Origin of the sequence: Streptomyces endocoffeicus, assembly GCF_016741935.1 — a bacterium.
Taxonomy (GTDB): Bacteria; Actinomycetota; Actinomycetes; order Streptomycetales; family Streptomycetaceae; genus Streptomyces; species Streptomyces endocoffeicus.
Genome location: NZ_JAERRG010000014.1, coordinates 210640 through 233713, shown reverse-complemented (window position 1 = coordinate 233713; position 23074 = coordinate 210640). Strand labels below are relative to the sequence as shown.

General features: G+C 72.6%; 23 protein-coding genes. 13 read left to right on the top strand and 10 right to left on the bottom strand.

Annotation, left to right across the window (positions count from 1 at the left end; translation table 11 throughout):
* Positions 1-25 precede the first annotated feature (25 nt).
* The gene (locus JK364_RS31105) at positions 26-820 is read right to left on the bottom strand and encodes a serine hydrolase (protein WP_307841429.1); all 795 of its coding nucleotides are present in this window, start codon (positions 818-820) and stop codon (positions 26-28) included.
* An 80-nt stretch (positions 821-900) separates the two neighbouring features.
* On the opposite strand from JK364_RS31105, the gene JK364_RS31100 reads away from it, so the two are divergent.
* Both JK364_RS31100 and JK364_RS31095 read left to right on the top strand, forming a co-directional pair.
* Complete coding sequence (locus tag JK364_RS31100; RefSeq protein WP_201854660.1) at positions 901-1683, top strand: SseB family protein; 783 nt, start codon at positions 901-903, stop codon at positions 1681-1683.
* Between the two features lie 104 nt (positions 1684-1787).
* Positions 1788-2603 carry an aquaporin gene (locus tag JK364_RS31095; protein WP_201854659.1) on the top strand — a complete coding sequence of 272 codons (816 nt, stop codon included), beginning with the start codon at positions 1788-1790 and terminating at the stop codon, positions 2601-2603.
* Between the two features lie 92 nt (positions 2604-2695).
* Here JK364_RS31095 and JK364_RS31090 read toward each other — a convergent pair whose 3' ends face one another.
* A complete protein-coding gene (locus JK364_RS31090) occupies positions 2696-3061 on the bottom strand; it encodes a DUF1844 domain-containing protein (protein WP_201854658.1) in 366 nt (121 codons plus the stop codon).
* 447 nt (positions 3062-3508) lie between these two features.
* Between JK364_RS31090 and infC the strand changes: the two genes are divergently transcribed.
* From infC to JK364_RS31040, 10 genes are all read left to right on the top strand, one after another.
* Positions 3509-4150 carry a translation initiation factor IF-3 gene (gene infC / locus JK364_RS31085; RefSeq protein ID WP_307841431.1) on the top strand — a complete coding sequence of 214 codons (642 nt, stop codon included), beginning with the start codon at positions 3509-3511 and terminating at the stop codon, positions 4148-4150.
* A 153-nt stretch (positions 4151-4303) separates the two neighbouring features.
* Positions 4304-4498: a 50S ribosomal protein L35 gene (rpmI, locus tag JK364_RS31080; protein WP_020867203.1), complete on the top strand. Its 195-nt coding sequence runs from the start codon at positions 4304-4306 to the stop codon at positions 4496-4498.
* 113 nt (positions 4499-4611) lie between these two features.
* The gene (gene rplT / locus JK364_RS31075) at positions 4612-4995 is read left to right on the top strand and encodes a 50S ribosomal protein L20 (protein ID WP_009713826.1); all 384 of its coding nucleotides are present in this window, start codon (positions 4612-4614) and stop codon (positions 4993-4995) included.
* 787 nt (positions 4996-5782) lie between these two features.
* Complete coding sequence (locus JK364_RS31070; RefSeq protein WP_201854656.1) at positions 5783-6616, top strand: TrmH family RNA methyltransferase; 834 nt, start codon at positions 5783-5785, stop codon at positions 6614-6616.
* 44 nt (positions 6617-6660) lie between these two features.
* Positions 6661-7860, top strand: a complete 1200-nt coding sequence (locus tag JK364_RS31065; protein WP_201854655.1) for a sensor histidine kinase — start codon at positions 6661-6663, stop codon at positions 7858-7860.
* 232 nt (positions 7861-8092) lie between these two features.
* Positions 8093-9223, top strand: coding sequence for a phenylalanine--tRNA ligase subunit alpha (gene pheS / locus JK364_RS31060; protein ID WP_201854654.1), 1131 nt, complete (start codon positions 8093-8095; stop codon positions 9221-9223).
* Entirely contained in the window at positions 9223-11748 is a 2526-nt protein-coding gene (gene pheT / locus JK364_RS31055; RefSeq protein WP_201854653.1) for a phenylalanine--tRNA ligase subunit beta, read from the top strand. The genes pheS and pheT overlap by 1 nt, the downstream gene beginning before the upstream one ends.
* 779 nt (positions 11749-12527) lie before the next feature.
* Positions 12528-13745, top strand: coding sequence for a PP2C family protein-serine/threonine phosphatase (locus JK364_RS31050; protein WP_201854652.1), 1218 nt, complete (start codon positions 12528-12530; stop codon positions 13743-13745).
* Between the two features lie 86 nt (positions 13746-13831).
* A complete protein-coding gene (locus JK364_RS31045) occupies positions 13832-15169 on the top strand; it encodes an NsdA family TPR-like regulatory protein (RefSeq protein ID WP_201854651.1) in 1338 nt (445 codons plus the stop codon).
* Positions 15170-15249: 80 nt separating this feature from the next.
* Positions 15250-15780: an NUDIX hydrolase gene (locus JK364_RS31040; protein ID WP_037961561.1), complete on the top strand. Its 531-nt coding sequence runs from the start codon at positions 15250-15252 to the stop codon at positions 15778-15780.
* Between the two features lie 22 nt (positions 15781-15802).
* Here JK364_RS31040 and JK364_RS31035 read toward each other — a convergent pair whose 3' ends face one another.
* Complete coding sequence (locus JK364_RS31035; protein WP_201854650.1) at positions 15803-16060, bottom strand: hypothetical protein; 258 nt, start codon at positions 16058-16060, stop codon at positions 15803-15805.
* Positions 16061-16343: 283 nt separating this feature from the next.
* Here JK364_RS31035 and JK364_RS31030 point away from each other — a divergent pair, with 283 nt between their 5' ends.
* The gene (locus tag JK364_RS31030; protein WP_201854710.1) at positions 16344-17111 is read left to right on the top strand and encodes an MgtC/SapB family protein; all 768 of its coding nucleotides are present in this window, start codon (positions 16344-16346) and stop codon (positions 17109-17111) included.
* A gap of 41 nt (positions 17112-17152) precedes the next feature.
* Here JK364_RS31030 and JK364_RS31025 read toward each other — a convergent pair whose 3' ends face one another.
* From JK364_RS31025 to JK364_RS30995, 7 genes are all read right to left on the bottom strand, one after another.
* Entirely contained in the window at positions 17153-18064 is a 912-nt protein-coding gene (locus JK364_RS31025) for a GlxA family transcriptional regulator (RefSeq protein WP_201854649.1), read from the bottom strand.
* A complete protein-coding gene (locus JK364_RS31020) occupies positions 18061-18612 on the bottom strand; it encodes a cysteine hydrolase family protein (protein ID WP_201854648.1) in 552 nt (183 codons plus the stop codon). Before JK364_RS31020 ends, JK364_RS31025 begins: the two co-directional genes overlap by 4 nt.
* 282 nt (positions 18613-18894) lie before the next feature.
* Positions 18895-19401 carry an RICIN domain-containing protein gene (locus JK364_RS31015; RefSeq protein ID WP_230992738.1) on the bottom strand — a complete coding sequence of 169 codons (507 nt, stop codon included), beginning with the start codon at positions 19399-19401 and terminating at the stop codon, positions 18895-18897.
* Between the two features lie 222 nt (positions 19402-19623).
* A complete protein-coding gene (locus JK364_RS31010) occupies positions 19624-20784 on the bottom strand; it encodes a protein-L-isoaspartate O-methyltransferase family protein (RefSeq protein WP_201854647.1) in 1161 nt (386 codons plus the stop codon).
* Positions 20781-21215, bottom strand: coding sequence for a lasso peptide biosynthesis B2 protein (locus JK364_RS31005; RefSeq protein WP_201854646.1), 435 nt, complete (start codon positions 21213-21215; stop codon positions 20781-20783). The genes JK364_RS31010 and JK364_RS31005 overlap by 4 nt, the downstream gene beginning before the upstream one ends.
* Positions 21212-21475: a PqqD family peptide modification chaperone gene (locus JK364_RS31000; RefSeq protein ID WP_201854645.1), complete on the bottom strand. Its 264-nt coding sequence runs from the start codon at positions 21473-21475 to the stop codon at positions 21212-21214. Before JK364_RS31000 ends, JK364_RS31005 begins: the two co-directional genes overlap by 4 nt.
* Positions 21469-23049 (bottom strand): asparagine synthase-related protein, encoded by a 1581-nt coding sequence (locus tag JK364_RS30995; RefSeq protein ID WP_201854644.1) that lies wholly within the window; start codon positions 23047-23049, stop codon positions 21469-21471. Before JK364_RS30995 ends, JK364_RS31000 begins: the two co-directional genes overlap by 7 nt.
* Positions 23050-23074: the final 25 nt, after the last annotated feature.

Genomic DNA, 23074 nt, shown 5'->3' with positions numbered 1-23074 from the left:
TGGGGGCCGTTCCGGAGCGGGCCGCCTACCGCGCTGCGTATGCGGCGGTCGTCGCCACGGCCGTCCGGGCCACCTGTTCCACCAGCGCCACCCCGCCCTCCTGGTCGGCACTGCCCGCGGACAGCACCGCGATCAGATACGGCCGACCGTTCGCCGTCACCTCGCCGATGCTGTTGACGACCCACAGGCCGGTGGCGTCGCGGGGCATCCAGCCGTTCTTGAGCCGGGTCCCGGCGCCGGTGCCGTCCGCGGCGGACGCGACCCCCCAGGCCTGACCGGCGATGACGCGGCCCATCAGCGTCCGCAGATACGCCTGCGAGCGCGCGCTCAGCGGGGAGCCGTCCAGGAAGACCGCGCTCAGCAGGGCCAACTGGTCGGACGCGGTGGTGTGCGTCAGACCCCAGCGTCCGCGGTCGTCGGCGTGGGTATCGGTCAGCCCGAGCCGTCCCAGCGCGGCCTCGAGGCCGCATCCCCCGCCGATCGTCCCCCACAGCGCCGTCGCCGCGTCGTTGTCGCTCCGCTCGATCATCACGGTGGCGTACGAGCGCTCCTGAGCGGTCAGCCGCCGCTCCTCGTCCTGCGCCCCGAGCAGCAGCGCCGCGAGGATGCCGACCTTGATGACGCTCGCCGTGGCGTACGAGCCGTCGCCATGGGCCCCGGTCGCGCCGGACCCGGGCTCCAGGACGGCGACCGAGAAGTCCGCGGCGGAGCCCGCGGCCACGGGTGCGAGCGCGTCGGCGAGCGCGCCGCTCAGCCCACTGCCCCCGCTCGCACCGGACAGGGCGGACGGGGCCGGGCCGCCGTCGTTCACGCGTTCCACGCCGTCTCCTTCACTGCCGCCCCCGCCCCGGGTGGGGGTGCGGGGGATCTCGGTCTCCCCGCTGTCGATACCCTCATGGCGTGGCGCTCAAGAACATTCCCGACCCCGGCTTCTCCGGCGACGACGGCTCCGCCGACCCCCGGCTGACCGCGGCACTCGCCGCCTGGGCCGATGACCGCTCGGCCGAACCGGAGGTGCTCGCCGCGCTCACCGAAGCCCGCCTGCTCGTCCCCGTGGTGGCGATCCTCGGTGAGGTGGAAGAAGGGGAATCCAAGCTGCGCGAAGCGTCCGTTGAGGGTGGTGGTGGGCGACGGGCGGGCGGGCTGCGCCGCGACAAGAGCAGTGACATGGCGGTGCCCACGCTGCAGGCCCCCGACGGCCGGCGCGCGCTGCCCGCGTTCACCTCGCTCGAGACGCTGGCCCGCTGGCGCCCGGACGCCCGGCCCGTGGCCGTACCGCTGCGCCAGGCGCTGGAGGCCACCGCCCATGAGAACGCGGACACCCTGGTCCTGGACCTCGCGGGTCCGGTGCCGTACCAGCTGACCGGCCCCGCCCTGCTGGCCCTCGCCGAGGGGCGGACCAGCGCCGATCCGCTCGCCGACCCGGCCGTGACCGAGGCGGTGCGCACCGCGCTGGCCGCCGAGCCGGAGGTGCTCCGGGCCCATCTGGCCCCGGCGGCGGACGCCGACGGGATGCTCGCGCTCGCCTTGGCGCCGGAGGCGCCCGCGCGCGAGACGGCGCACCGGGTGGCGGGCGCCCTGGCCGCCGACGAGGTGCTGCGGGCGCGGCTGGTGCGCGGGCTGACCCTGGCGCTGCTGCCGCCGGACGCGCGGGTCCCCGGCGAGCCGCTCTTCAGCCGCTGAGGGCCGGGCCCGGCCCTCCCCCATCGGACCAACAGGCGAATCCTCCCGATACCGCCCACAATGCTTAGGCGACTGGCGGTCGGAATCTGCGTGAGGAGAGCGCCATGGAGACGAGAACGGTCGTAGCGGAGTTCATCGGGACCGCGATGCTGGTCCTCTTCGGAGTCGGCTCGCTGGTCCTGGCGGGCGACTACATCAACGCCCTCGGGATCTCGCTCGCCTTCGGCTTCACGCTGATCGCGATCGCCTTTGCGTTCGGACGCATCTCGGGCTGCCACATCAACCCGGCGGTGACCCTCGGTGTGCTGCTGGCCAGGCGCATCGACATCCGTACGGCCGTCCAGTACTGGGTCGCGCAGTTCGTCGGCGCGATCGTGGGCGCGGCGATCCTCTTCCTGCTCGCCAACCAGGTGCCCCGGCTCCAGACGGCCGGCGCCTTCGGCAGCAACGGCTACGGCGGCCGCTCACCGGTGGGCATGGGCGCGGGCGGGGCCTTCCTCGCCGAGGTGCTGCTGACCTTCCTGCTGGTCTTCGTCTTCCTCACGGTGACTCACGCGGTGCCGATGGTCGGCGCCGAACCGATCCCGGTGGGCCTCGCCCTCGCCGCGGCCAATCTGATCGGCATCCCGCTGACCTGGGCCTCGGTCAATCCGGCGCGCAGCTTCGGCCCCGCGATCTTCGCGGGCGGCGACGCGCTGGGCCAGCTGTGGCTGTTCATCGTGGCGCCGCTGGTCGGCGGGGTGCTCGCCGCGGCGGTGCACCGGTTCACCCATCTCCATCCGGCGGGCCGGGCCGAGCGGGAGGAGGCGCATCCGCCCCCGGCGACCGGGCCGTGGGGACGCATGCGCGGCGGCCACCGCCCCGAGGCGGGCGGCCCGGAGACCAAGGGCCCGGAGACCAAGGGCCCGGAGGCGGCCTGAGCGACAACCTGACCGACAAGGGGCCCGGAGGCGGCCCGAGTCGATGCCGGGGGCCCGGCCGTAGGGGAGCCGTACGGGAAGGGAGCAGACGGTCAGCCGAAGATCGGGCCGGTGAACTTCTCGCCGGGCCCCTGCCCCGGCTCGTCCGGCACCACCGACGCCTCGCGGAAGGCGAGCTGGAGGGACTTCAGGCCGTCCCGCAGCGGAGCGGCGTGGAAGGAGCTGATCTCCGTGGCGCTGGCCGTGACCAGCCCCGCCAGGGCGTTGATCAGCTTCCGGGCCTCGTCCAGGTCCTTGTGCTGGGGGCCCTCCTCGGCCAGGCCCAGATTGACCGCGGCGGCGCTCATCAGGTGCACCGCGACCGTGGTGATCACCTCGACGGCGGGCACATCCGCGATGTCCCGGGTCATCCGGTCGAAGTCGGGGGCCTGCGGCTGCCCTGCGTTGGCGTCACTCATGGTGGTCGGGGCTCACTTCCTGATGGACGGTGTTCCCCAGCCTAGGCGTCCGCCCGGCGCCGTACGCACGGGGCGGGTGAGTTCACAGGAACGCGAGGGACGGGAGAAGTGAGAGAACGAGGGGCGGCGGGAACGGCGGGTGCCGGGGACACGGCGGGTGAGCATCCCGCGCGGGTGCTGGTATCGTAGATAAACGACCGGCCGGTCACCTGTGTGTCCGGCCCGCAAGTGGAGGCTCCCCAGCTCCCACCTCCCGACCCCACGGGTCGGCAGGTCATCGGTCAGGCTGCGCCCCGCGGTGAATTCGCGGCGGTGCTCCCGGTCAATGAGGAGCCCCGCCTGTGTACCCGTCGGGGCGTTTTGTGCGTCACGACGCGGTGGTCTCAACCTAAGAGACGTTACGCGGCAGTCCGCCAGGCGGTCGCGTGGTGCAACCGAGGAGGATCCATCAGCGCCGAGCCCCGCATCAACGACCGGATTCGCGTCCCCGAGGTGCGACTCGTCGGTCCCAGTGGCGAGCAGGTCGGCATTGTGCCGCTTGCCAAGGCCCTGGAGCTTGCGCAGGAGTACGACCTCGACCTGGTCGAGGTGGCGGCGACCGCCCGTCCGCCGGTCTGCAAGCTCATGGACTACGGAAAGTTCAAATACGAGTCGGCCATGAAGGCCCGTGAGGCGCGCAAGAACCAGGCGCACACGGTCATCAAGGAGATGAAGCTCCGGCCGAAGATCGATCCGCACGACTACGACACCAAGAAGGGTCACGTCGTCCGGTTCCTCAAGCAGGGCGACAAGGTCAAGATCACGATCATGTTCCGTGGCCGTGAGCAGTCCCGGCCCGAGCTGGGCTACCGCCTGCTGCAGCGGCTCGCTGAGGACGTCCAGGATCTGGGCTTCGTGGAGTCCAACCCCAAGCAGGACGGCCGAAACATGATCATGGTTCTCGGTCCGCACAAGAAGAAGACCGAGGCGATGGCCGAAGCCCGTGAGGCGCAGGCAGCCCGCAAGGCGGAGCGCCAGGGTGTTCCCCACCTGGACCAGTCTCCGGACGCGTCCGTGGAGCAGCCGGCCGAGGAGCCCGCCGAGGCCTGATGTTCGAGGCGTCAGCCTCGACCCCCGGGACCCTGGTGACCCTGGTCCCGACACAGACCGACATAACAGACGCTTCCGTGTACACCGGTCCGTGGCCCTATCGTGCCGCGCCCGGATGGGGCGGAAGCGCGCCGACGAGGAGAGAACGGCGACATGCCGAAGAACAAGACGCACAGCGGTGCCAGCAAGCGCTTCAAGCTCACCGGCTCCGGCAAGGTGGTGCGCCAGCGCGCCGGTCGCCGCCACCTTCTCGAGCACAAGCCGTCCACGCTGACGCGCCGCCTGGCCGGAAAGGTCGAGATGGCCCCTGCCGACGCCAAGAAGATCAAGAAGCTTCTCGGCAAGTGACGCCCCCGCCCCGCTCCAGCGGGGTGAGGCGAGCGCCAGACCGGGACCCACCGGGACCTATTCGTTTCCGGGCCGCGTGAGTCACCCGCGGCCCCGTACAAGGAGTCAAACAAGTGGCACGCGTCAAGCGGGCAGTCAACGCCCACAAGAAGCGCCGGGCGATCCTCGAGCAGGCCAGCGGCTACCGGGGCCAGCGCTCCCGCCTGTACCGCAAGGCCAAGGAGCAGGTCACCCACTCTCTGGTCTACAACTACAACGACCGCAAGAAGCGCAAGGGCGACTTCCGCCAGCTGTGGATCCAGCGCATCAACGCCGCTGCCCGCGCCAATGGCATGACGTACAACCGCTTCATCCAGGGTCTGAAGGCCGCGAACATCGAGGTCGACCGCAAGATTCTGGCGGACCTCGCGGTCAACGACGCGAACGCGTTCGCGGCGCTGGTGGAGGCTGCGCAGAAGGCGCTGCCGAGCGATGTGAACGCGCCGAAGGCCGCGTAAACGCTGCGCTGAGCTTTGCCGAGTGGACCCGCAGGTGAAGGCATCACCTGCGGGTCCGCGCATATCGGTGCCCCCTGGGGCTCGTTTCCGGGTGCGGCCCGGTGGTCGGGTTGTGCCCCCTGGGGCTCGTTTCCGGGTGCGGCCCGGTGGTCGGGTTGTGCCCCTTGGGGTCTCGCTTCCGGGTGCGGCTCGGTGGTCGGGTTGTGCCCCCTGGGGTGTCGTTTCCGGGTGCGGCCCGGTGGTCGGGTTGTGCCCACCCGTCCCGCCCCGCGGGACGATTGCCCACAACGGGGTGCGTTCCGTTCCGTTCCGCTCCGCGGGATCGGTGGCCGTGGCTGGACATCCCCGCTGCCCCTCCGGGGCCCGGGGTTTGCCCCGGCGCGCTGCCGGCCCCTCCGGGGGTCCGGGGGCTTGCCCCCGGTTTCGGGAAGGGGCGGGGTGGGGGAATCCGCCCCGCGAGACGATGCCCGCGGCTGGGTACGCCGCCGTCGCGTCCCGGGGGCGGGGCCTTCCCGGCGTCGCGAGCGGGCGCGCTGCGAGCGGGCGCGTCGCGAGCGGGCGCGCCGCTGCCCCTCCGGGGTCCGGGGCCTTGGCCCCGGGCCCGGGGCGTGCCGCCGACCTCTCCGGGGTCCGGGGCTTGGCTCCGGTTTCGGGGAGGGGCGGGGTGGGGGAATCCGCCCCGCGGGGCGGTGCCCGCAGTCGGCAGCCGCCGCCCCCAGCCGCGATCGGGGGACGACCAGCCCGCGCAACCAACACACCACACAACACGAGAAAGCGCACCCACCCCATGGCGACCCCCGAATTGACGTCCCTGCGATCGCCACGCGTCACCGCCGCCCGGCGGCTGGCCAAGCGCAGCTTCCGCGGCAAGGAGCGGCGGTTCATCGTCGAGGGGCCGCAGGCGGTACGGGAGGCCATCGCGCATCTCGTGGAGGTGTACGCCACCCCCGAGGCCGCCGAGCGGCACCAGGAGATCCTCGACGCCGCCCGCGCCGCGGACATCCCCGTGTTCTCCGCGACCGATGACGTCGTCGCGGAGATGTCCGACACGGTCACCCCGCAGGGCATCGTCGGGCTGTGCCGCTTCCTGGACTCGCCGTTCGAGGAGATCCTGGCCACCCGGCCGAAGCTCGTCGCCGTACTCGCGAACGTCCGCGACCCCGGCAACGCCGGCACCGTGCTGCGGTGCGCCGACGCCGCCGGGGCGGACGCGGTCGTGCTGACGGACGCCTCGGTGGACCCGTACAACCCCAAGGCCGTACGCGCCTCCGTCGGGTCCCTCTTCCATCTCCCCGTCGCCGTCGGCGTGCCCGTCGAGCGCGCGGTGAGCGGGCTGCGGGAGGCCGGGGCGCGGGTGCTGGCCGCGGACGGGGCGGGGGAGCGGGACCTGGACTCGGAGCTGGACGACGGGCTGCTGGGCGCCCCCACCGCCTGGATCTTCGGCAATGAGGCATGGGGCCTGCCGGAGGCTACCCGCGCACTCGCGGACGAGGTGGTGCGCGTTCCGATTCACGGTAGGGCCGAGAGCCTCAACCTCGCCACGGCCGCCGCCGTGTGCCTCTATGCCTCCGCTCGTGCGCAGCGCGCTCCCGCAGGGTGCCGCTCCGTCACATCGACCTAGTAGGGTTGCCCCCTCTGGGAGGGGACCCGAGAGGGGGTGTGGGGATGGACGTCAGGACCTCCGGCGCCAGGGCGGCCGAAGCCCATGCGCCCGGCGGGCACGGCCGCCCGTCCGCCGGGGAGGACACGGGGGAGGACCCCGGCGTACCCGGCGGTGTGCCGGACGCGCTCGGACCGCACCCCGACGAGCTGCCCGACGGCCTGGTCGTGGCCGATGAGACCGGCCTGGTCACGTGCTTCAACGCGGCGGCGGCCCGGATCACCGCCACCGACCCCGCGGACGCGATCGGCCGCCGGCTCGAGGTGGCCCTGCCGTTAGAGGACCTGGACGGCCGGCGCTGGTGGGCGCTGACCGATCCCTATGGAGGGCTGGCCATCCGGGCCGGTCAGCCCGAGCGGAACCTGCTGCTGCCGGGCGGCCGCGAGGTGCTGGTCTCGGCCCGCTATGTGCGCGAGCGGCCGACCGGGCCGGTGCGCCGGGTGGTGGTCTGTCTGCGCGGCACCGAGGCCCGCCGCCGCACCGAGCGCAGCCATGCCGAGCTGATCGCGACCGTCGCCCATGAGCTGCGCTCGCCGCTGACGTCCGTGAAGGGGTTCACGGCGACGCTGCTGGCCAAGTGGGAGCGGTTCACCGACGACCAGAAGCGGCTGATGCTGGAGACCGTCGACGCCGACGCCAACCGGGTCACCCGGCTGATCGCCGAGCTGCTGGACATCTCCCGGATCGACTCCGGCCGGCTGGAGGTGCGCCGTCAGCCGGTGGACCTCGCCGCCGCCGTCCGCCGCCATGTGCAGGCGCTCACCGCGGCGGGCCATACCGCCGAGCGGTTCCTGATCAGGGTCAGGGGGCCGCTGCCCAGGCTGTGGGCCGATCCGGACAAGATCGATCAGGTGCTGGGCAACCTGCTGGAAAACGCGGTGCGCCACGGCGAGGGAACGGTCACCATTGATATCGCGCCCGCACCGGCCAAGCCGGTCGCGGAAGGCCCCACTGATGGCCCCACTGTCGAAAGGACCGCCGTCACCGTGAGCGACGAGGGCCCCGGTATCCCGGAGGAGTCGATGAGCCGTGTCTTCACCCGCTTCTGGCGGGGCAGCAAGCGCGGCGGCACCGGCCTGGGGCTCTACATCGTCAAGGGCATCGTCGAGGCCCACGGCGGCGCGATCACCGTCGACCGGGCCCGCGGCGGCGGCGCGGAGTTCCGATTTACCCTGCCCGTGGGCACCCCGGCCTATCTGGCCTGAGCCACCCGCGGGCTTCTCCAGCACCGGCAGCACGGGGCGGACCCCGGGCGCGGCGGCGGCCGTCGCGCGGCGTCCCCAGGAACAGCACCCCTCTCGCGCCCCTTAGACTCGGGCTTTGGCACCTTTGGCGTCCCCCTCGGGGCGCAGCGGTCGCAGCCAGTCGAGCCCGGGTCGCGAAGCCAGGGGGCACCTCCCAGCGGTAGCTGGGGGACAATCGGAAGCACGGGAAGAGATGTCGGCACCGAATAAGTCGTACGACCCTGTCGAGGTCGAGGCACTGAAACCGGAAGAGATCGCCCGCAGGCGGGACGAGGCGCTCGCCGCCATCGCCGCCGCCGGGGATCTCGAGGCGCTGCGCGAGGTGAAGGTCGCCCACACCGGTGACCGCTCGCCGCTGGCGCTCGCCAACCGCGAGATCGGCGCCCTGCCGCCGCACGCCAAGGCGGACGCGGGCAAGCGCGTCGGCCAGGCCCGCGGCCAGGTCAACCAGGCGCTGAAGACCCGGCAGGAGGAGCTGGAGGCGGAGCGTGACGCCCGGGTGCTGGTCGAGGAGGCGGTGGACGTCACCCTGCCGTACGACCGCACCCCGGCCGGCGCCCGCCATCCGATCACCACGTTCTCCGAGCGCATCGAGGACGTCTTCGTGGCCATGGGCTACGAGGTCGCCGAGGGCCCCGAGGTGGAGGCCGAGTGGTTCAACTTCGACGCGCTCAACTTCCCGCCCGACCACCCCGCCCGCGAGATGCAGGACACCTTCTTCGTGCGCGGCGCGAAGGGCGATAAGGACGGCGAGGGCTCCGGTGTGGTGCTGCGCACCCACACCTCGCCGGTGCAGATCCGGTCGATGATCGACCGCGAGCCGCCCATCTATGTGATCTGCCCGGGCCGCACCTACCGCACCGATGAGCTGGACGCCACGCACACCCCCGTCTTCAACCAGGTCGAGCTGCTCGCCATCGACGAGGGCCTGACCATGGCCGACCTCAAGGGCACGCTCGACCACATGGTGCGGGCGCTGTTCGGCGAGGGCATGTCCACCCGGCTGCGGCCGAACTTCTTCCCGTTCACCGAGCCGTCCGCCGAGATGGACATGCTGTGCTACGTGTGCCGCGGCGAGTCCGTGGGCAACCCGGACCGGCCCTGCCGCACCTGCTCCAGCGAGGGCTGGATCGAGCTGGGCGGCTGCGGAATGGTCAACCCGCGGGTGCTCATCGCCTGCGGTCTCGACCCGGACAGGTACAGCGGCTTCGCCTTCGGCTTCGGCATCGAGCGGATGCTGATGTTCCGGCACAACGTGGAAGACATGCGAGACATGGTCGAGGGTGATGTGCGCTTCACCCGGCCCTTCGGGATGGAGATCTGATGCGGGTCCCGCTTTCTTGGCTGCGGGAGTACGTCGACCTGCCCGCCGGTGAGACCGGCCGTGACGTACAGGCCAAACTCGTCGCCGCCGGGCTCGAGGTCGAGACGGTCGAGCAGCTCGGCGCGGGGCTCAAGGGCCCCCTGGTCGTCGGGCACGTGCTGACCATCGAGGAGCTGGAGGGCTTCAAGAAGCCGATCCGCTTCTGCACCGTGGACGTCGGCCAGGCCAACGGCACCGGTGAGCCGCAGGAGATCGTCTGCGGCGCCCGGAACTTCGCGGTCGGTGACAAGGTCGTGGTCGTGCTGCCCGGCGCCGAGCTGCCCGGCGGCTTCGCGATCTCCGCGCGCAAGACCTACGGCAAGGTCTCGCACGGCATGATCTGCTCCGCCAGCGAGCTGGGCATGTCCGACGAGCACGACGGCATCATCGTGCTCCCGCCCGAGCACGAGGTCGGCACCGACGCCATCGAGCTGCTCCAGCTGGTCGACGACGTCCTCGACATCGCCGTCACCCCCGACCGGGGCTACTGCCTGTCGATGCGCGGTGTCGCCCGCGAGACCGCGACCGCCTACGAGCTGCCGCTGAGCGACCCGGCCCTCCTCGACGTGCCCGCGCCCAACAGCCACGGCTACCCGGTCAAGGTCGCCGACCCGATCGGCTGCGACCGCTTCACGGCCCGCACCGTCACCGGGCTCGACCCCGAGGCGCACTCCCCGATCTGGCTCCAGCGCCGGCTCCAGAAGGCCGGGATGCGCCCGGTCTCGCTCGCCGTCGACGTCACCAACTACGTGATGCTCGAACTGGGCCAGCCGCTGCACGCCTACGACCGCTCCCGGATCACCGGGGCGATCGGGGTGCGCCGCGCGGAGCCCGGCGAGAAGCTCACCACCCTCGACGGCACCCAGCGCGTCCTGGACGCCGAGGACCTCGTCATCACCGACGAGAGCGGCCCCATCGGCCTCGCCGGTGTCATGGGCGGCGCCAACACCGAGATCGCGGACACCGCCGCCGACCCCGAGTCCGGCCAGGTGGCGGGCACCACCGAGGTCGTCATCGAGGCCGCCCACTTCGCCCCCGTCTCGGTCGCCCGCACCGCCCGCCGCCACAAGCTGTCCTCCGAGGCGTCCCGCCGGTTCGAGCGCGGTGTCGACCCCGAGGCCACCTCGGCGGCGGCGCAGCGCACCGTCGATCTGCTGGTGCTGCTCGCGGGCGGCACCGCCGAGGTGGGCGTCACCGAGATCATCGCGCCCAGCGCCCCGCACACCATCACGCTGCCCGCCGACCACCCGGACAAGGTCGCGGGGGTGTCCTACGGCCGCGAGACCGTGGTGCGCCGGCTGCAGCAGATCGGCTGTGATGTCTACGGCGCCGACGATCTCACCGTCACCGTGCCCAGCTGGCGGCCGGACCTCACCGACCCCAACGACCTGGCCGAGGAGGTCATCCGGCTCGAGGGGTACGAGAACCTCCCCTCGACCCTGCCCCGGCCCCCCGCCGGGCGCGGGCTGACCGAGCGTCAGCGGCTGCACCGCCGGGTCGGCCGGGCGCTGGCCGGGGCCGGCTACGTCGAGGCGCTGAACTACCCGTTCCTCGGCGAGGAGGTCCTCGACCAGTTCGGGCTGGCCGCCGACGACCCGCGGCGCGATGTGGTCCGGCTGGTCAACCCGCTGTCGGACACCGAGCCCGCGCTCCGTACGACACTGCTGCCCGGGCTGCTCGGCGCGCTGCGCCGCAACGCCGGACGCGGCGAGCACGACCTCGCGCTCTTCGAGACGGGTCTGGTCTTCCGCGCCACCGGTGACGAGCCGCCCGCGGCCGTCCTGCCCGTCGACCGCCGTCCCACCGACGAGCAGATCGCCGGGCTCGACGCGGCGCTGCCGCACCAGCCGCGCCGCGCCGCCGTCGTCCTCGCGGGCGACCGTGAGCAGGCCGGCTGGTGGGGCGAGGGCACCCCGGTGAGCTGGGCCGACGCCGTCGAGGCGGGCCGGATCGTGGCCCGCGAGGCGGGCGCCGAGCTGACCGTCCGCCAGGACCAGCAGGATCCGTGGCACCCGGGCCGCTGCGCCGCGCTGCTGGCCGTCGTCGACGGCGAGGAGATCCTCGTCGGCAACGCCGGTGAGCTGCATCCGCGGGTCACCAAGGCCCTGGGGCTGCCCGAGCGCACCTGCGCGATGGAGATCGAGCTCGACCGCCTGGAGCAGGCCGGGGCCGGCCGGGTGGAGGCGCCCCACGTCTCCACCTTCCCGGTGGCCACCCAGGACGTCGCGCTGGTCGTGGACGCGTCCGTGCCCGCGGCCGAGGTCGAGACGGCGCTGCGCGAGGGCGCGGGGGAACTGCTCGAATCCCTCCGCCTGTTCGACGTCTTCACCGGTGAGCAGCTCGGCGAGGGCAGGAAGTCGCTGGCCTACGCGCTGCGCTTCCGCGCCCCGGACCGCACGCTGACCGCCGAGGAGATCGCCGCGTCCCGGGACGCCGCGGTGTCGGCGGCCGCCGACCGTACGGGCGCCACCCTGCGCGGAGCCTGACGGCACCCGGCACCCGGCTCCCGCCGACCGCCGCACCAACAGATGGGGCGCCCCCGACCCGGGAGCGCCCCATCGCCGTACCCCGGCCCCCGCGACGGCGAACGCACGCGCCACGCGGCGCCGCGGGTGTCCCGGGACGGCGGCCGCACGCCGCGCCGCGGGTGTCCCGGGACCGCGGGCGCGCAGCGCTTCGGAGTGCTCCGGGCCTTCCCGCGCGCTCGCCTGCTCGGCTTGCGCGGGCCGCCGCGGTGGCGGCTTACGGGGTGTCCGGCGGACCACGCGGCGGAGCCGGGTAGCGATGCTTTCCCCTCCCCGCCCCTTCCCGATACCAGGGGCTCCGCCCCTGGACCCCGGGGTCCAGGGGCGGAGCCTCTGCCGTGTGGCGGAGCCTCTGCGGTGCGGCGGAGCCGCATATCGATGCCGCGGGAAGGGGCGGAGCTCCGGTTCGGGGTCTGGGGGCGGAGCCCCGCACGCGGCGGAGCCGCATATCGTCAGGTGTCGGGAAGGGGCGGGGAGGGGAGCAGCCCGCCGTAGGCGGCACGAGTCGCCGAGCCCGCCGCCCCACCCGGTCAACGGCAAACAGCCGACATCCGTCCGCGGCACGCCGGGGTGTTCGGATGGGCGCCCAGGCCGCGGTCACCCGATCAGGTGAGATGCGGAGGCGGCCGGTCCAATTGGCAGAAGCTGTCGCAAGAATCGTGCCGGTCGTACGGCCCATACGGGACCGACCGTCCGGAGGCCCGGCCGACCGCCTCATTGGCCGGCGTTGGGGGCGACACATGATCGGGACATCGGCAGTCGGCGGCGCGTTCGTACGGAGGGCACGGAGTCTGCGGGCGGCCGCCCGCGCCGTCGCCTGTCTGTGGGTGCTCGGCGTCATCTGCTGGGAGCTGCTGACCCCGCACCACACCGAGGTCGTCCCCCTCATCGCCGCGGCACCCGCCATCGCCTGCGCGAGTGGCGGCCGCCGCGGATGCGTGCTGCTGCTCGGCGGCGCCGGTCTGCTGTTCGCCTTCGCCCCCGCGACCGCGCCGGAGCCCGAGGGCGAGGTGACGGATCCCCACGCCCCGCTGATCACCTGCTGCGCCATCGTCGGTGTGGCCCTCGGCGGCTATCTCACGGCGGGCCGCAAGATGCGGCTGGTCCGCGAGCTGGAGGAGCTACGGGCGGTGGCCGCCGCGGCGCAGGACGTGGTGCTGCGGCCGCTCCCGGCCCGGCTGGAGGGCATCGAGCTGGCGGGCGGCCATCTGTCGGCCAGCCGGGGCGCCGTCGTCGGCGGCGATCTCTACGAGGCGCTGGCCACCCCGTACGGCGTCCGCGTCATCATCGGCGATGTCCGCGGGCACGGCCTCGCCGCGATCGGCACCGTGGCCGCCGTCCTCGGCGGCTTCCGCGAGGCCGCCCATGAGGAACCCCGGCTCAGCGAGGTGCTGCGGCGGCTCGACCGCACCCTGGAGCGCCATCTGCGGGCCCGCGCCGACGGGGAGTGCCCGCTGGACAGCCATGTGGACGAGGAGTTCGTGACCGTCCTGCTGCTGGAGGTGGGGCGGGACGGCGAGGTCACCACGCTCAACTGCGGCCACCCTTGGCCGTACCGCCTCCGCGAACAGCCCGTCGGCCCGGCCCTGGCCCGGCAGACCGCGCCCGGTGAGGTGCTGCCGCCGCTCGGCCTCTTCCCGCTCCCCGCCGAACTCCCCACCGCCCACTGGGGCTCCCTGGGCGCCGGCGACACCCTGGTGCTGCACACCGATGGCGCCGAGGACGCCCGCGACGCCCACGGCACGTTCTTCCCGCTGCGCCGCGCCCTGTCCGAGGCCGCGGGCGCCGGACCGCTCGTTCCGGCGGCGGTCGTGGCGGGGGTGCGCTCGGCGCTGCTGCGCCACACCGGCGGGCGGCTCGCCGACGACGTCGCGCTGCTCGCCCTGCGCTACGACCACTGCCCGCTCTCGCCCCCCACGGCCCTCAGCCGCCCCGCCGCCGATGCCCACCGGGCCTAGAACTGCCTGATACGGCCACCCGATTCACACCCCGTGCGAATCGCCCTCCATTACGCTGGCGCCACCGAGCGCTTCGGGAGGGCGAGATGGAGCCCAACACACTGCTCGACTCCGTGCTCGACGAGGCCGGGGTCTCCCACGCGGGGCTGGCCGCGCATGTCAACGAGGCGGGCCGGGCCCGGGGGATGAAGCTGCGGTACGAACACACCGCGGTGGCCCGGTGGCTGAAGGGCCAGCGGCCGCGCGGCCAGGTGCCCGACCTCATCTGCGAGGTGCTGGGCGAGCGGCTGCACCGCGCCCTCACCCTGGATGACATCGGTCTCGGCACCCCCGGCAGCGTGCGCACCCCCGCCACCTCGCTCTCCGGGTTCGTCGAGCGCGCCACCGCGCTGTGGCGCTCGGACGAACAGCAGCGCCCGCATGTCGTCGAGGCCCCGGCGGTCACCGGCACCCCCGCCGTCATCCCGGTGTGGGAGTGGGAGAACCCTCCCGAGGACTCCGATGTCTCCCGGCGCGGGCTGACCCGCGTCAGCATGACCGACATCGAGACGCTGCGCGCCGCCCGCGCCCACTACGAGCAGATGTACCGCAAGGCCGGCGGTGTCGCGACCCGGACCCGGGTGGTGGGGTTCCTCAACTCCGAGGCCGCGCCGCTGCTGCGCGGGGCGTACGCCGACGACACCGGCCGCCAGCTGCACCGGACGACCGGCGGCCTGGTGGCCATCGCCGGGATCTGCGCGTACGACTCCAACGCGCACGGCCTGGCCCAGCGCTACTTCCACCAGGCGCTGCGGCTCGCCAAGGCCAGCGGTGACCGGGGCCTGGGCGCGTATGTGATAGCGCTGCTGGTCAACCAGTCCCTCTTCATGAAGGAGTACCGGCAGGCGGTCGCCTTCGCCGAGTCGGCGCTGCGCGCCGCGGGTTCCCAGATCACCCCCGCGCTCGCCGCCGACCTCTACGCCATGCAGGCCAAGGCGTACGCCCGGCTCGGCGACGGCGCCGGGGCGCTGTCCTGCATCCGGCGCGCCGAGACCGCCGCCGACCGGATCAGACCGGGCCAGGAGCCCGACGAGACCGGCTATGTCCAGCCAGGTCTGGTGAACGTCCAGGTGGCCGAGGCGCTGCTGAGCCTCGGCGACCTCGGTGGCGCCCGCGAGCACGCCACCGCCGCGGTCGGCACCCCCGCCCACGACCGGGGCCGGGTGCACCGGCTCGCCATGCTCACCCATATCGAGCTGCGCCAGGGCGAGGCGGACCGGGCGGGCGCCACCGCGGTGGAGATGACCGAGCGGGCACGGGGCATGGAGTCCCAGCGGTTACGCGACCGACTGCGGGCGGTACGGGAACACCTCGCGGCCAGCGGAAGCGCCGCGACGGCCGAGGCCGCCGAACTCATCGACGGGGCACTGCGCGTTCCTCTGTGACCGCGGTTCCGCTCGCGGGTCCGCACTCTCGTCAGCGGGTGGCCCAGGATGGCCTCCCGTGCGACGAAAGGTGGCTGACAGTGCGCTGGAAGAACCTCAGGGAGCGGACCGTGTACGAGAACCGATGGTTCCGGGTCAACCTCGCCGATGTCCGGCTCCCGGACGGACGTCAACTCGATCACTATCTGATCCGGCTGCGCCCGGTGGCCGTGGCCACCGTGGTGAACGCGGCCAACGAGGTGCTGCTGCTGTGGCGGCACCGGTTCATCACCGACGCCTGGGGCTGGGAGCTGGCCGCGGGCGTCGTCGAGGACGGTGAGGACATCGCCGACGCGGCGGCCCGGGAGATGGAGGAGGAGACCGGCTGGCGGCCCGGCCCGCTGCGCCATCTGCTCTCCGTCGAGCCGTCCAACGGGCTCACCGACGCACGGCACCACATCTACTGGGCCGAGGAGGCGTCGTACGTCGGGCACCCGGAGGACGACTTCGAGTCGGACCGCCGCGAGTGGGTGCCGCTGAAGCTCGTGCCCGACCTGGTGGCGCGGGGCGAGGTGCCCGCGGCCAACATGGCGGCCGCGCTGCTGCTGCTCCACCACATCAGGCTCGGCTAGGCCGGGCCGCCGGCCGTCCGGGCTAGTGCCCCGCCGCCTGCCATACCGCGACGGCCAGGGCGGACAGCCCGGTCAGGGCGGCGATGGAGGGCAGCGGCCAGCGTCCGTGCTCCAGTATCCGCATCCGCCCGCCCAGTTGGTTCACGTCCTCCTCAGCCTGCTCTCCGCGGTGGTCGAGCAGGGCGAGCCGGCCGTCGACGCGGGTGAAGCCCACTTCGACGGTCCGGCGCAGTTCCGCGAGCTCCACGGCTAACGCGGTTTGCTCGGGCTCGGTGGTCACGGGTTGATCCCCTTCCGGATGTAACGTCCATGCAGTGGTGACGCTCCGAGTCAAGCGCATGCCCAGGTGGTGCGGGAGCGTGTGTGGGGATGGTGTGTGAGTCACCGGCGCACACCCCGTGCGAAAGGCGGTACTCAGCGCGTACTCAGGGCGTACTCAGCGGGTACTCATGGGGGACGGCGGTCGGGAGAAGGGACCGCGAGGGGCGGGCGGACCGGATGGAGCGGATCCATCCACAGCAGGCCGGACAGAAGGGACGGATGTGCGACTGATCGCCGCTCCGATGTGGGAGTTCGGCGCCGACCAGGGAGTGCGGCAGTTCGCCGAGCTCGGCGTCGCGCTGGTGCTGTCCACCCTGATCGGACTCGAGAGGGCGGTGCAGCAGAAGAGCGCCGGGCTGCGCACCCACACCCTGGTGGGTGTGGGCAGCGCGCTGTTCATGCAGGTCTCCCAGTACGGCTTCAGCGATGTGCTGTTCCGCGACCACGTCGGCCTCGACCCCTCGCGGGTGGCGGCGCAGGTCGTCTCCGGCATCGGCTTCATCGGCGGCGGCCTGATCTTCGTCCGGCGGGACGCCGTCCGCGGACTGACCACCGCCGCGACCGTCTGGCTGACCTGTGCGGTGGGCATGGCCTGCGGCGGTGGTCTGGCCCTGCTGGCCACCGCCGCCACCGCGGTGCACTTCCTGGTGATCCGGGGCTATCCGCTGGTCACCCGCCGGCTGCCGACCGTCTGGTCGGCCGAACGGGTGGAGTTGAGCCTCTCGTACCGGGTGGGCGCCGGACTGCTGCCGCGCGTGCTGGAGCTGTGCACGGCCGCCGGGTACAAGGTGGGCCGGGTCCGGGTGGACCGGGCGCCGTGGAAGGGCCGGGACCGCACCGCCCGGATCGTCCGGGCCGAGGAGGAGGCCCGGCCCGCCGATACGGGCGTCGCCGAGGTGATGCTCGCCCTCGAGGGCACCGGGGACGTCCTCCGGCTGGTCGGGGAGATCTCCGAGCTGGACGGCGTCCTCGGCGCCGACGCGGGCCACGACCTCGACGGCTCGGACTGACGACCTCGACGGCTCGGACTGACGAGCTCGCATTGACGAGGTCAGAGCGCCCGCGCCCGGAGGCGGCGCAGCATCCGCGCGTCGTCGAACCCCACGTCCCGCGCCGCGGCCGCCACCGTAGAGCCCTGGCCGATCAGATGCTCCGCGCGCTCCAGCCGCAGCGTCTGCTGATAGCGCAGCGGGGTGAGCCCGCCGGTGGCGCGGGTGAACAGCCGGGTGAGGGTGCGTTCGCTGACCCCGGCCCCGACGGCCAGACGCGCCAGCGACAGCGGTTCGGTGAACCGCGTGTCGATGACGTCCTGGACCCGGTGGACCACGTCGTCCAGATGGGAGCGGTGCCGCAGCATGGCGCTGGTCTGCGGTTCATCGCCGTTGCGGCGGGCGTAGACGACCATGTTCCGGGCCACCTGGGCGGCGAGCGCCGGTCCGTGCCGCACGGCCAGCAGATGCAGCGTCAGATCGATACCGCTGGCGATGCCCGCCGAGGTCACGACCCGGTCATCGGTCGTGAACAGCACATCCCGGACCACCGTCGCCCGGGGGTGCCGGGCCGCCAGCTCGTCCTGCAGCTCATGGTGGGTGGTGCACCGGCGGCCGTCCAGCAGTCCCGCCCGTCCCAGCGCCAGCGCCCCGGCGCATACGCTGGCCACGGTGCCCCCGGCCGTGTGGTGGGCGCACAGCCGCTCCAGCGACTCCGGCCCGGGAACCCGGCCGTCGTGCGGTGGTGAGATCCGCCAGCCCGGCACCACGACCAGGTCGTCCGGGCCCGTCGCGGGCCACTCGGTCCGCGCGTTGAGCGTCAGGCCCTGAGCGGTGGGGACCAGCTCCCGCTCGGCCACATAGCCGAGCTCGTAGGACAGCCCGAGATCCGCCGCGGTGCCGAAGACCTGGGCCGGTCCGGCCAGGTCGAGCAGATGGACCCCGGGCACCAGCACGAACACCACCCGGCTCATGCCGTGAAGGCTCCCGACTCCGCCTCCAGCTCGGCCACCGTGGCGATCCGGGCGAACCGGTCGCGCAGCACCGCCTCCGTACGCTCCACGATCGACTCGGCGCTCAACGCGCCGATCGGATGGGTCGTGGTGGCGTCGGTGACGAACACGACCCCGTACCCCAGATCGCTGCCGACCCGGGCGGTGGTCTCCACGCACTGCTCGGTGCGGATCCCGCAGACCACCAGCTCGCGCACGCCCGCCTCGGTCAGCAGCCGCTGGAGCCGGGTGGTGGTGAAGGCGTTGTGGGCGGTCTTGTGGAGGACCGGCTCACCCGGAGCCGGCCGCTCAAGCTCCTCCAGCAGCCGGGTCCGCCCCTGCTCCGGGTCGAACGCGCCCCCGCTGCCGGGTTCGGTGTGCAGCACCCAGATCACCTGGTCCCCCTCGGCACGGGCGAGGCCGACCAGCCGGTTGACCGGATCCGCGATCTTCGGGTTGGCGATCCGCTCCCAGGACGGGAGGGCGCGGAAGGATTCCTGGACATCGATGACGATCAGCGCTCGCTTCATGGTCCCCAGTCTGACCAGGGACGAACGCCACCGACCAGACACGATCGGGGCCGGTGACGGAACGATCCGGTCAGCACCGCCGTCCGCCGCAACCCGTCGGTAGATTCCGAGGGCCGTTTCCCGATCTTGGGGTGCTCGCCGTCGCCGTGGCCTGCTGACCCCTGCCGCTACGGTCGAAACGGGCGCCCGGAGCCATAAGAGGTGGCTTCGGACGCCCCCTTCTTCGGGTCGGGCCCGGTCAGTTGGTGCTGGATTGCTGTGTGACCCCGCCCTGAAGTGAGATCAACGGACGTCGAACGAGTGGGTCTGGTAGTTGTTGGCGCTGTTACAGCCGAGCACCAGGGCGTAGGTGGGCGCGCTGACGTTGTATTGCTGCATGCACTTGTTGTGGGCCAGGTTGCGCAGCAGGTACCGATTGGGCTTGCTGGAGTCCGCCATGGTGAAGGTCTGCTCCTGCCACCGGGAATCGCACGGACGCTGCTGGAGGGCTTCCGTGGCGCCGCCGTCGACAGCGGTGACGCACATGTCGCTGTTCAGGTTGCGCAGCATGAAGGTGTTGGTGGTGACCGGGTCGATGGCCCACTTCTGGGCCAAGTCGTCGGTGTCGGTCTGGTACTGGACGGTGGCACCGCCGACCGTTGAGTTGCCGGCGACACCGAGGACGTGACCGCTCTGCCAGGCGCGGACCTTGGTGCCGCTCAACGGCCCCACCGCGTCGGCGGTGCCCACCCCGAGCACGGTCGCACTCAGCGCCACGGCGAGCATGGCGCAAGCAGATCGAATGCGCATGAAGGACTCCTCCGCTCCGAACTGGTCACAGTATGTGATCAGTTGGAAGCGCAACGTACTGCACAGCGCTCGGGATTCCCTCGACAATGCCCGACGAAGTGACTCGACTCGCCCGGCCGAGCCGTGCGCCCCCCTCGAGATCCGGACCGCCATCACCAAGCACGCCCGGGATACCGACACGTCGCCCGGCCGGGGCGGTCCGGGGAAGGGGAGGAGGAGTGATCACATACGCTCAGGCGCCGGGCTACTTCCGGTTGCGAGCCGCCAATAGGCCGGGGCGAGGAGCGGGTGACCGGTATCCCCTGCGGGCACGAGCGAGCATCGCCAGGCGGTGAGCCCGGGGCGCCCGTTGTGGTCCCATTCGCTGACATGCTGCTGGACCTGGTCGGCCAGCAGCTCGGGCTCAGAGCCCGGAGTGAGGTGGAGCCCACCGGGCTGAACGAACACCGCGGCGTCGCCGTCAACGACCGCGCATCCGGTGTAGTCGCTGGTGTCCTTCACGCCGGCGCAGGTGGTGCCTGCTTGGTGGGCTGCCAGGTGCATCCATAGATCCACATAGGAGCCGCGTGGGTCCAGGTCGGCGGGTACCGCGCCGGTGCGGGCGGCGGCGGGGTCCGGCGTGGCGAAATGCTGGCCGCGGGTGGCCGGTGGCGGGGTGGCTCCGGCGTACAGCGGTCCGGTAGCGGTCATGAAGTCAGCGTTGGCGACCAGTTGGCCGGTGGGGCTGCCTTCGGTGGTGATGATGCGGGTCAGGGGATGGAGGCCGCCGTGTGCGATGGGGGCCAGGATGGTGCCGGTGGGGCTGAGCTGGTCGAGCCAGGCCGGGGAGATCCCGGCGATACCGCAGGTGACGATGACCAGGTCGAACGGGCCGCTGTCCGGGTGGCCGAGGTATCCATCGCCGGTGTGGACGGTGACGCGTTCGGCTCCGGCGCGGGCCAGCGCCTCCCGGGCTTCGGCCGCCACCAGCGGGGACGCCTCGACGGTGTGGGTCTGTGCGCCGGTGATGTGGGCGATCAGGGCAGCGTTCCAGCCAGTGCCCGCGCCGACTTCCAGGACCCGCATGCCCGGTTGCAGATGGGCGGCTTCCAGCATCTTGGCGACGATGGACGGCTGGGAGGTGCTGGAGAACCCGCCGGCGCCGTCGGCGGGGGTGTGGGTCATGATGCCTCGGTCGGCGTAGGCGAGGTCCAGCAGCTCATCGGTGGGCTGGGCCGGGTCGACCGGGGTGTGATGTCCGGTGGCGTAGTGGCCTTTGATGAACAGGTGTCGGGGTACGGCTTGGATCGCGTGGGCCACCGTGTCGGAGCGGATCGCGTTCTTCGCCCGCAAGTCGGCGGCCAGGGCCTGGGCCTTCGGCGCCCAGTCGACAGTCGCGGTCATGATTTCGGGTTCTCCTGCGGGCTGTAGCGGACGATGGGCGTGTAGGTGCGGGTGGGGTCGCTGGGCTCCCCGGCGGGCCGGCCGTCGGCCATGAGCCACGCGTGGACCTGGGCGGTGCCCGGCTTGATGCCGAGGACCAGCGCGGGAGCATGGCCGTGGGCGCGGCAGTACAGCAGGGCCGCCACCGAGCGGGGCAGACAGGCGCGGTTGCCGCCGAGGCGGAGGTGTGCGGTGCAGACCGCCAGGACCGCATGCTCGGCCTCCGTGACCGTGGAGGGACGGCGTGCTCCGCGAAGGACGCGGTGCATGGCGCTCTCCAGCCGGGGCGTGCTTGCGCTGATGCGGGTGGCGAGCGTCCCGGCCGAGCGGGCGAGGACGAACTGCCGAGGCCGGAGGTGGATCGCGGGCGGCAGAGCGACGGGGAAGCTCACCAGCGCGTCACCACCCCAGCCGCCTGCAACTCGGCGAGTAGCGTGTCGAGGTCGGCCCGGAGCACGGCCGCGGAGACGTCGGGCCAGCGTCGCGCCAGCTCCTCCTCGGCTCCGGCGACGGTGCCTCCGTCGGCAAGTTCGGTCAACGCCACCGCGGCGGTCGGGTTGAGAGTCCATACGCCGGAGTCGGAGGCGGTCAGCGTTCCGCGGCCCGTCACGGGGTCGGTCACCACCCGTGCTCCGGACGCCAGATTCAACATGCTGTCTCCTCGAAGGGAACGGGGGCAGGCAGCGGGCGGTTGCTCGTGGTGCGGGCCCAGACCTCGCACATCAGGGTCAGATGCAGCAGCAGGTCGGTGCGGTCGTCCGTACGGTCCCACCCGCGCACCGCCGTGCGCAGGCGATCAGGGTCGATGAGACCGGATCGGGCGAGTTCGCAGTCGTCGGACAGGAGCTTGGTGAACATCGCCCGCGCGGGCCGGGCTGCACGGGAGGTGTCGGCGTTGTAGCCGCCCTTGGTGCGGCGGGTGAGATTGGCGGCGGGTACGAGGCCGCTCACCGCCGCCGTCAGCAGCGGCTTGTTCCGATACGGGCTGGTGCGGGCCTCGGCGCGAGTGGCCAGCGCCGCCTCGATCACCTGCTGATCGGCGTAGGGGTAGACGAGCTGGATGCCGAATGAGCTGGCGGCATCGGCCTGGAGCCTGTTCCAGCGGGCGAGTGCTCTGATCGCCGCCATCGTGGAGTGTTGGTGTGGCCGCTCGTGCAACGGCTCCGCGCCTTCCGCCGCAGCGCGGAGGGTGTCGGCCAGCATCGTGCGGGCCCATCCGGTCAGCCACGGCGGCACATACGGTCCGGCCTCCCACCCGAAGGAATCATCGCGGCCGTGGGTGAGACAGCCGGCGAGCCACCTCTGGTACGGGCCCGGATCCGCAGCCTGGACCTTCACGTGCTGCGCGGGCACACCCCACAGGGCAGCCCAGCCTATGACGTGGCGGCGAGCGGTGGCCCTGTCCCGGCGGCGTGCGTGGGCCAGATAGGACAGAGCGGTAGGCATCAACTCATCCCCGCCCTTGCCCGACAGCAGCACCCGGACCCCAGCGGAAGCCGCATGCTCCCACCAGAAGGCTGCCCTGCGCGGGCTGGCAGCAGACGGTGATGGGGTATCGAGCGCGAACGGCGCCTCCAGCCCTACGAACTGGGCAGGGACAACCCCCACGTCCAGAATGTCGTGCCGGGCGCCAGGCTGGGACCCGGCCGCGCTGCGTGCCCAGTCGAGGTCGTCGTTACCCGGATCGGCCGGCGCACGGGTGAGGTTGACCAGACGCTCACCGCCGACGTGCCCGTACGCCAGGGCGGAGAGCGCGGTGCTGTCCGCGCCACCGGACAGCTCGCAGCCCACCACTGACTCGCCATGGGTGCGCACTGCAATCGCGCTGCGGAGCGCGTCCTTCAGCACCGGGGCGCCCTCGGGAAGGGTGTGCTCGTCGTCGGGAACGCTCCACCACTGCCGCACCCTCGTGCGCCCGTCGCCATCCAGACGAAGGGCAGTGCCGGGCGGCGCCGCCCGGACGCCCCGATACCCGGTGGCACCGGATTCAGTCAGCGCCAGAGGCGGAACCGGCCCGAGGAGGTGCAGTGCAAGGTACGAGGTGTCGATGGTGACGGTCCCGGTGGCCTCGGCGAGGAGCCGGGCGTGGTCACCCATCAGCACGACGCCGGCGCATTCGGCCCAGAACACCGGCCGCATCCCTGCCACGTCGCCGCAGGCCCATGTCTCATCGTTGGTGGCCAGCACCGCGTGGTAGCTGCCCGCCCAGCGCATCAGGGCCCCCACGGAACCGTCTGCGGCAGCCGGAGAC